The organism is Psychromonas sp. (assembly GCF_047632995.1).
In the GTDB taxonomy this organism is placed as follows: Bacteria; Pseudomonadota; Gammaproteobacteria; order Enterobacterales; family Psychromonadaceae; genus Psychromonas.
Window position 1 is genome coordinate 1 of record NZ_JBLIEK010000154.1, and the last position, 6,630, is coordinate 6,630.

At 38.1% G+C, this 6,630-nt stretch carries 11 protein-coding genes; 5 read left to right on the forward strand and 6 right to left on the reverse strand.

Annotated features, from left to right (window positions below):
* On the reverse strand, positions 1–545 hold a 545-nt coding region (locus ACJAT7_RS16920), incomplete at its 3' end, for a Fe-Mn family superoxide dismutase (protein ID WP_415227979.1).
* 246 nt (positions 546–791) lie between these two features.
* On the opposite strand from ACJAT7_RS16920, the gene grxD reads away from it, so the two are divergent.
* The 4 genes from grxD to ACJAT7_RS16940 all read left to right on the forward strand — a co-directional run bounded on the left by grxD (position 792) and on the right by ACJAT7_RS16940 (position 3,170).
* On the forward strand, positions 792–1,130 hold the full coding sequence (gene grxD / locus ACJAT7_RS16925) for a Grx4 family monothiol glutaredoxin (protein ID WP_415227980.1): 339 nt from the start codon (positions 792–794) through the stop codon (positions 1,128–1,130).
* Between the two features lie 135 nt (positions 1,131–1,265).
* Positions 1,266–1,775 (forward strand): RNA methyltransferase, encoded by a 510-nt coding sequence (locus tag ACJAT7_RS16930; protein ID WP_415227981.1) that lies wholly within the window; start codon positions 1,266–1,268, stop codon positions 1,773–1,775.
* Between the two features lie 235 nt (positions 1,776–2,010).
* Positions 2,011–2,313, forward strand: coding sequence for a DUF496 family protein (locus ACJAT7_RS16935; protein ID WP_415227982.1), 303 nt, complete (start codon positions 2,011–2,013; stop codon positions 2,311–2,313).
* A gap of 65 nt (positions 2,314–2,378) precedes the next feature.
* Positions 2,379–3,170 (forward strand): 4'-phosphopantetheinyl transferase family protein, encoded by a 792-nt coding sequence (locus ACJAT7_RS16940; RefSeq protein ID WP_415227983.1) that lies wholly within the window; start codon positions 2,379–2,381, stop codon positions 3,168–3,170.
* A 44-nt stretch (positions 3,171–3,214) separates the two neighbouring features.
* On the opposite strand, the gene ACJAT7_RS16945 is transcribed toward ACJAT7_RS16940, so the two are convergent.
* The 4 genes from ACJAT7_RS16945 to ACJAT7_RS16960 all read right to left on the reverse strand — a co-directional run bounded on the left by ACJAT7_RS16945 (position 3,215) and on the right by ACJAT7_RS16960 (position 5,115).
* Positions 3,215–3,775 (reverse strand): glutathione S-transferase family protein, encoded by a 561-nt coding sequence (locus ACJAT7_RS16945; protein WP_415227984.1) that lies wholly within the window; start codon positions 3,773–3,775, stop codon positions 3,215–3,217.
* A gap of 163 nt (positions 3,776–3,938) precedes the next feature.
* Positions 3,939–4,130, reverse strand: coding sequence for a hypothetical protein (locus ACJAT7_RS16950; protein ID WP_415227985.1), 192 nt, complete (start codon positions 4,128–4,130; stop codon positions 3,939–3,941).
* An 84-nt stretch (positions 4,131–4,214) separates the two neighbouring features.
* Positions 4,215–4,505 (reverse strand): PilZ domain-containing protein, encoded by a 291-nt coding sequence (locus ACJAT7_RS16955; RefSeq protein WP_415227986.1) that lies wholly within the window; start codon positions 4,503–4,505, stop codon positions 4,215–4,217.
* A gap of 205 nt (positions 4,506–4,710) precedes the next feature.
* On the reverse strand, positions 4,711–5,115 hold the full coding sequence (locus ACJAT7_RS16960) for an acyl-CoA thioesterase (RefSeq protein WP_415227987.1): 405 nt from the start codon (positions 5,113–5,115) through the stop codon (positions 4,711–4,713).
* A 210-nt stretch (positions 5,116–5,325) separates the two neighbouring features.
* On the opposite strand from ACJAT7_RS16960, the gene pdxH reads away from it, so the two are divergent.
* Positions 5,326–5,979: a pyridoxamine 5'-phosphate oxidase gene (gene pdxH, locus ACJAT7_RS16965; RefSeq protein WP_415227988.1), complete on the forward strand. Its 654-nt coding sequence runs from the start codon at positions 5,326–5,328 to the stop codon at positions 5,977–5,979.
* Between the two features lie 62 nt (positions 5,980–6,041).
* On the opposite strand, the gene ACJAT7_RS16970 is transcribed toward pdxH, so the two are convergent.
* Positions 6,042–6,630: carbonic anhydrase (locus ACJAT7_RS16970; RefSeq protein ID WP_415227989.1), on the reverse strand; the 589-nt coding region annotated here is incomplete at its 5' end.

The following is a 6,630-nucleotide window of genomic DNA, read 5'->3' on the forward strand; positions in this document are numbered from 1 at the left end:
AGTGCCCAAAAACCCTTTAGGTAATTAGGTCGTGCATTACGGTAATCGATATAATAGGCATGCTCCCACAAATCGACAGTCAATAAGGCTGTTACTGTTTGATCTGTCAACGGGGTAGCTGCATTTGATGTATTAACGATTTCTAATGAACCATCTGCTTTTTTAACAAGCCATGTCCAAGATGAACCAAAGTTATTAACCGCTTTATCATTCCAAGCCGCTTGGAAAGCTGCAAATGAGCCAAAGCTTGCAGTGATTGCTTCTGCAATAGCGCCTGTTGGCTCACCGCCAGCATTTGCCGCTAAACAGTTCCAGTAAAAAGTATGGTTCCATACTTGTGCTGCATTATTAAATAATGGTCCCGCACTTGTTTTAATGATCTCTTCTAATGATTTATTAGCTAAATCAGTTCCTTCAACAAGACCATTTAATTTTTGCACATAAGTTGCATGATGTTTACCGTAATGAAACTCAAGTGTTTCTGCTGAAATATGAGGTTCTAACGCGTCTTTTGCAAATGGTAGAGCTGGTAATTCAAAAGCCATGACATTTTTCTCCGGATGATGGGAATTGCTTAGTGTTATTTTATCAACTTGTTGTTTTATCAACCTGTTACTTCACTAATATCGTTTACAAACTTATCTTGAGTAAAAAATTGATCTATGTCAACTTTGTTTTTATGGTAAAATTATTTTCTTGTTAAAAATGACTTATTAACCACAATTTATACAGTGTTTTGTTAATGATCAAATTTGAGTATAATCTAGAAAATTAATTATGGGGCATTATAGATGGAAACGTTAGACAAAATTAAAAAACAGATTAGTGACAATGCAGTTTTACTTTACATGAAAGGCTCCCCAAAACTTCCAAGCTGTGGTTTTTCATCTCAAGCATCACAAGCATTAATGCAGTGTGGCCACCCTTTTGCATATGTCGATATTTTACAAAATCCAGATATCCGTGCTGAGCTGCCTAAATATGCCAACTGGCCGACCTTCCCACAGCTATGGGTAGGTGGTGAATTAATCGGTGGCTGTGACATTATTTTAGAAATGTTCCAACAAGGTGAATTACAACCGATAATTAAACAAGCAGTTGAAGTTGAAAAAAACCAAGCTGCTGAATAATTAAAATGATATCAGAGCCTCTACTTGAGGCTCGTAAACGCTAAGATCCTATCAACAACATCTATACAAACCCTCTTGACGACCGCTACCGCTCACTCTACTCTATCTAATTTCAACTTACTGATAAGAACTGTTATGCCTGATACAAAAATAATTATTGGATTAAGTAACCCTAAAAGCCCGACAAATGTAGGCGCTGTCATGCGTGCAGCGGGTTGTTTCTGCGTTGATTCGGTTTTATATACAGGTGAAAGATATGATCGCGCCGTAAAACTCAATACAGATACCAAAAAAATAAGTGCCACTATGCCATTAACAGCGGTGAAAAACCTGCTCGATGATAAAGCTAATGAGGTAAAAGTTATCTGTGTTGATCTTGTAGAAGGCGCCTCACCGTTACCGACATTTGACCATCCAGAGAAAGCCCTCTATATATTTGGGCCCGAAGATGGAACGATAGATCAAAGCTTAATAGATCAAGCCGATGCCGTTGTGTACATCCCCACCATTGGTTGTATGAATCTTGCCGCCACCGTTAATGTTGTGCTTTACGACCGATTGGCCAAATCTACAACGCATCAAACTGACAATCGTTTAATTAGACGAAGCCGGGATAACAATAATAAAGTAAAAGTGCGACAGTAAGTGAAAATCTATTTGCAGAAAAATAGATGTCTATAATATATACGATTAAGAAGAGTTAAATCGATTCAATCACTTCTCTTTTAAAAATTAAAAATAAGTGTCACCTTATTCTCCACAATAGGTATAATGATTCTGTCTTTAAAAAGAAGCGTGTTATTGATTTCATAACAATAACAACTCAACTATTAATGCTTAAATAATTTTTTTTTAATATCTAATAAAAAAGGTGTGATTTATGGGTAATGTGCTCGAATTGGTGAAATATGCTCGCCGTAAAAATAAATTAAAACGCGAAATTATCGATAACGAAAAAAAAATTCGTGATAATAGTAAACGCGTAGATCTACTAACGAATTTAACTGATTATATTTCCCCAGACATGAAACCTGAAGATATTATAAAGATCATTAAAAATATGCGCTGTGATTACGAAGATCGTGTTGATGACCATATCATCAAAGGCGCAGAGCTCTCAAAAGAGCGTCGTGAAATAAGCAAAAAAATAAATACATTTTCACTTCAAGATACCGAAAAATAATTATTTTTTGCAAAAAAAAGGGATAGTCTGACTGTCCCTTTTTGCTGTATGACACTGGTGAATACGTGTTTAGTAGAAATTCAGCTTCAATTTTAGCGCTTCAAAATAACAATATTCATTTGTGGACCATTGACCCTCAAGCAGTAAACGAGACGAGCGTACTAAACTCACTAAAAAATTTACTCCCCCCTGCTGAAATTGAAAGAATAAACAGATACCGTTTCCCTAAAGCGCAACATACCGCCCTTATCACGCGGGCTTTTGTACGCTTGGTCTTATCTCAGTATGCACAGACAGCCCCCCAAGATTGGTTATTTACTATTAGCGAACATGGTAAACCCGAACTCAAAAACGCCCCTTTTGCACTGCGTTTTAATCTAAGCCACAACGATAATTTAGTGATCTGTTCTGTATGTTTGAATCATGATATCGGTTGTGATGTGGAAAGTTTGTCACGCAAAATTAGCGTTGAAGCTATCTCCAAACGTTATTTCTCAGCGAGCGAATATCAAAATATCAAAAAACTTGCCCCGGAATTACAGCGCGCAGGATTTTTTGAATACTGGACACTTAAAGAGGCCTTTGTGAAAGCAACAGGATTTGGCATTAGCCAAGGTCTAGACACTTTTAGCTTTGAAATTGGTCAGGCAGAGCCGAGAAAATTTAACGATAACATTTCACTCTCTTTTTCACCGAAAAGCCCTGTGCAAAATAATCAAGATTGGTATAGCTGCTTAACTTACCCGGATCAGACACATTGCGTTGCAATCTGCATAAATAGCGGGCAATTAAAACACGATTTTAAGCTCGACATTTTTTCCGCTAGCGAATTACTAAGCGTATTTAATGGTGCTTAAACCGTAGGAAAAATGGCCTTTACGATTGCTGTCATCGGACAGTTTTAGCTCTCTGGGGCAGTATCAGCAAAGTATTTATCTTTTTTCGCCAGAACCAGAAGTTTAGACAAATTATCCAACTCAAACAGATCTATTCGATTACGATAAAGGCCCCAGTCAAGGAAGCACGCCAAACGGAGTTGTCCCTCAGTCAACGGTAATTGAGTTGCTAACACGGCACTATTTAATGCCTTTAGGCCCGACAAAACACGGCCATTTTGACGTTGTAGATATTTGCTATCGCTAAGTTTTATCCCGTCAAAGCTTTCTAATAAAAAAATATTCACACACGCATCCAGCACAGTGTTTGTCATATTGAACAGCTCAAAATCGTTAATCTCCGCAAAGAAATGGAGGCCTGCTTTTTCTCTAATATATTTAAGAATTGAGCTTGAATCGGTCAAAATAAGATCGTCATCAACTAACAGAGGGACTTTTTTAGTGGGTGATAATTTGGCACTATGCGCTGCATCTGTCTCAATAAACTCACAGGCTAAGTTTGTCTCTAATAATGCGATTCGGCAATGGCGTACAAAAGGTGAGGTAAAACTCCCGTAAATTTTCATATTAATCCTTTAAAATCAGAATATAAGGTATTTAAAAGATAGACTTTAAAAAACCAGTTTCAATAGATTAAAATTTAACAGTCGCAATAATTAAAAATGGATTCAGTTCAAAACTAGAGAGATAAATAAACATAATCCCCCAGTTAAAACTGAGGGATTTAAACTACTTAGCACCTTTTTTAGCTTGCTTCTCTTGCTGCGCAATTTGTTCTTTAATATCATCTGCCAACCATAATTCATGGTTAGGATCTATTTTTTCAGAAAGAGTAAGTTCAACCCCCATCTCCAATAACTCTTTAATAGTTAAATTATCGGCCAGGTTCATCGCTTGCCCCGCTTTGTTGTGAAATAACATAATATCCTCCTTTTAAGCCGCTACTTCGACTATAACTTTAGTCTATGTTTACTATTTATGAGTCATAAATTATTCTTAAATAAGTTATTTTACCGTAGTAAATTCGATCGCGGCAAGATAGTGACCATCCTGCTCAAGCAGACGTAATACAACGGCTTGTGCATTTAAAGGAGGGAAACTAGGATGATCAGTATCAAGTAGCACCTCTATTTGATCGCCCGCTTTTAAACTTTTATCGGTTAATTGAATAGACATTCCTGTACTGCTTAAATCTTTACAGATTCCCTGTAATTCACTCTCGCCTTTAGTGACTTTTACACCCGTTTCAATCGCCATTCGGTGAAACGCACGTCTATCATCTTGGGTTATTAACACATTACCTCCAAAAAATTTTATTTATATCAATAAGGTCAATATATAAATTTACGCATCTTTTTAAATCTAGCAAGTGTTCGTGGTTATTTATGTTAACTTTGCGATCCCAATTATAAATTGGGCTTAATTATTGTGCTTCAATTACCATTATAATAAAATCATTTAAATGTGAATTACGTTAATAATATTGAGAGCCAATCTGCTTTTACTCGTCACCACACAAAGTCGTAAGAATTTCATCCGGAATCGCTTGTAACCGTTTTTCTTTATCTAAACAAACCATTTCAATATCGCCAATTACAGCGGCTTTACTTGCGCCTGGCCGCCAAAACTCCTGTCGCCACACCGTTTTATATTTACCATCAAGTTTATAGCTCGTACGAATGTCGCACACCTCAGCAAACTGAACACCATCCTGAAAGACAATATTCGCTTTGTATACTGCAAAACCGACCCCTTTTTCACGCCATAATTTATCAAGTCTATCGCTGTCAATTACGTGTTCGCGTGCGCGCTCAAAATATTTAAGAAAATTTGGATGATATACAACACCGGAATGGTCTGTATCTTCGTAATAAATTTGTACAGAATGATGGTAAATTTTACTCATTATTATATTCTCTATTTATTCAGTGATGCTCGAAACGAAGCACTCTGTCTTCAAGTTGGCCTGATTTCTATGCAAAATCACGGCAGAGAGGACAGACAGTACGCCATTAATTCAATTTTTAACGGGCCGAGTTGACTGAAGTGTTCGACAAAATTTGTCGCAAATTATACACTGCGCATATCAACATACTAATTAAAATAAGAAGATAGCATGTCCTTTATCAGTAAGCTTCGTTGCGCTTTTACCCTTGGCCAGGGTTTGTTAATCGAAAATAAAGCACTCACCACCACTGACGACCCTATTTCGTTTTTTAAACAATGGTTAGCCGAGGCAGAAAAGAGCGGCATTATTTTACCTGAGTCTATGTCTATCGCCACATGTACAGCGGTAGGCCGTCCCTCTTCACGCATGGTGTTATTAAAAGAGGTGGATCAAAAAGGTTTTGTTTTTTTTACTAATTACGCTAGCCATAAAGCCATTGAACTAGAGTCGAACCCGTACGCAGCCCTCCTGTTTCACTGGAACATGCTGCAACGCCAAGTACGCATTGAAGGACGCGTTGAACGTATCACGCAGGAGGAGTCAAATGCCTATTTTCAAACACGCGGACGCGGCAGTCGTATCGGTGCATGGGCATCACATCAAAGTGAACTGCTGCTGGATCGCGAGACATTGGTCGAGCGCGTAAAATATTTTGAAAAGAAATTTGCAGGTAAAGAGGTACCATTACCCGAATTTTGGGGGGGTTACCGCGTGATACCTGAACGTATCGAATTTTGGCAGGGAAAAGCAGACAGATTACATGATCGATTTGTGTATCAATCAACTCAAAACGGTTGGAAAATTACCCGTTTAAATCCTTAACTAGTAGCAAATCTATTAAATGAACAGGGGGAAATAGTAATCTTCCCCTGCTTCTCTGACTATTATTTCAAAATAACACGTGAGTTTGTTGCTTGAATTGGACGGTTATTGGGTCCGGTTAGTGCGCTTGAAAATGCCTTAACTTGCGCAGCAGAGACCGCCACACTCTCTTTTAATACTAACCAACGGACCCCTTCAGAACAGGGAGGTGTTGTTAATGAACCATTAAAACGGTAATAGTCACGATTTTTTGGCAGCAGGCCATTAATATCCAGTTCCGTATTTAATTTGTATTGATCACCCGCATGTTTAGGCAGTTGTGACCAAGCCCCTGCAAGTGTTGCATTTTCCGCTCCCACTTCATACATTACAGCCACAACAGTAAGCTTGCCCTCTTTGTCTGCATGTACCAGATGAGCTTCTAACGGGTAGGATATACCATTGATATGGTTTTCGCTGGGCGCATGGAAATGCACTTGTAATAAATCAAACTGCAGCCCATCAATAGTGATTGAACTGCCTTTTTTATAATTAACTTGCACCGTATGACCGTTATTTAAGATCTCACTCCCCCCTACCTGGTAGTTGAATGCGATCGGCGCAAGATCCGCTTCAATAAAACCGGTCAGATTAACAGGCGATTGATTTGTT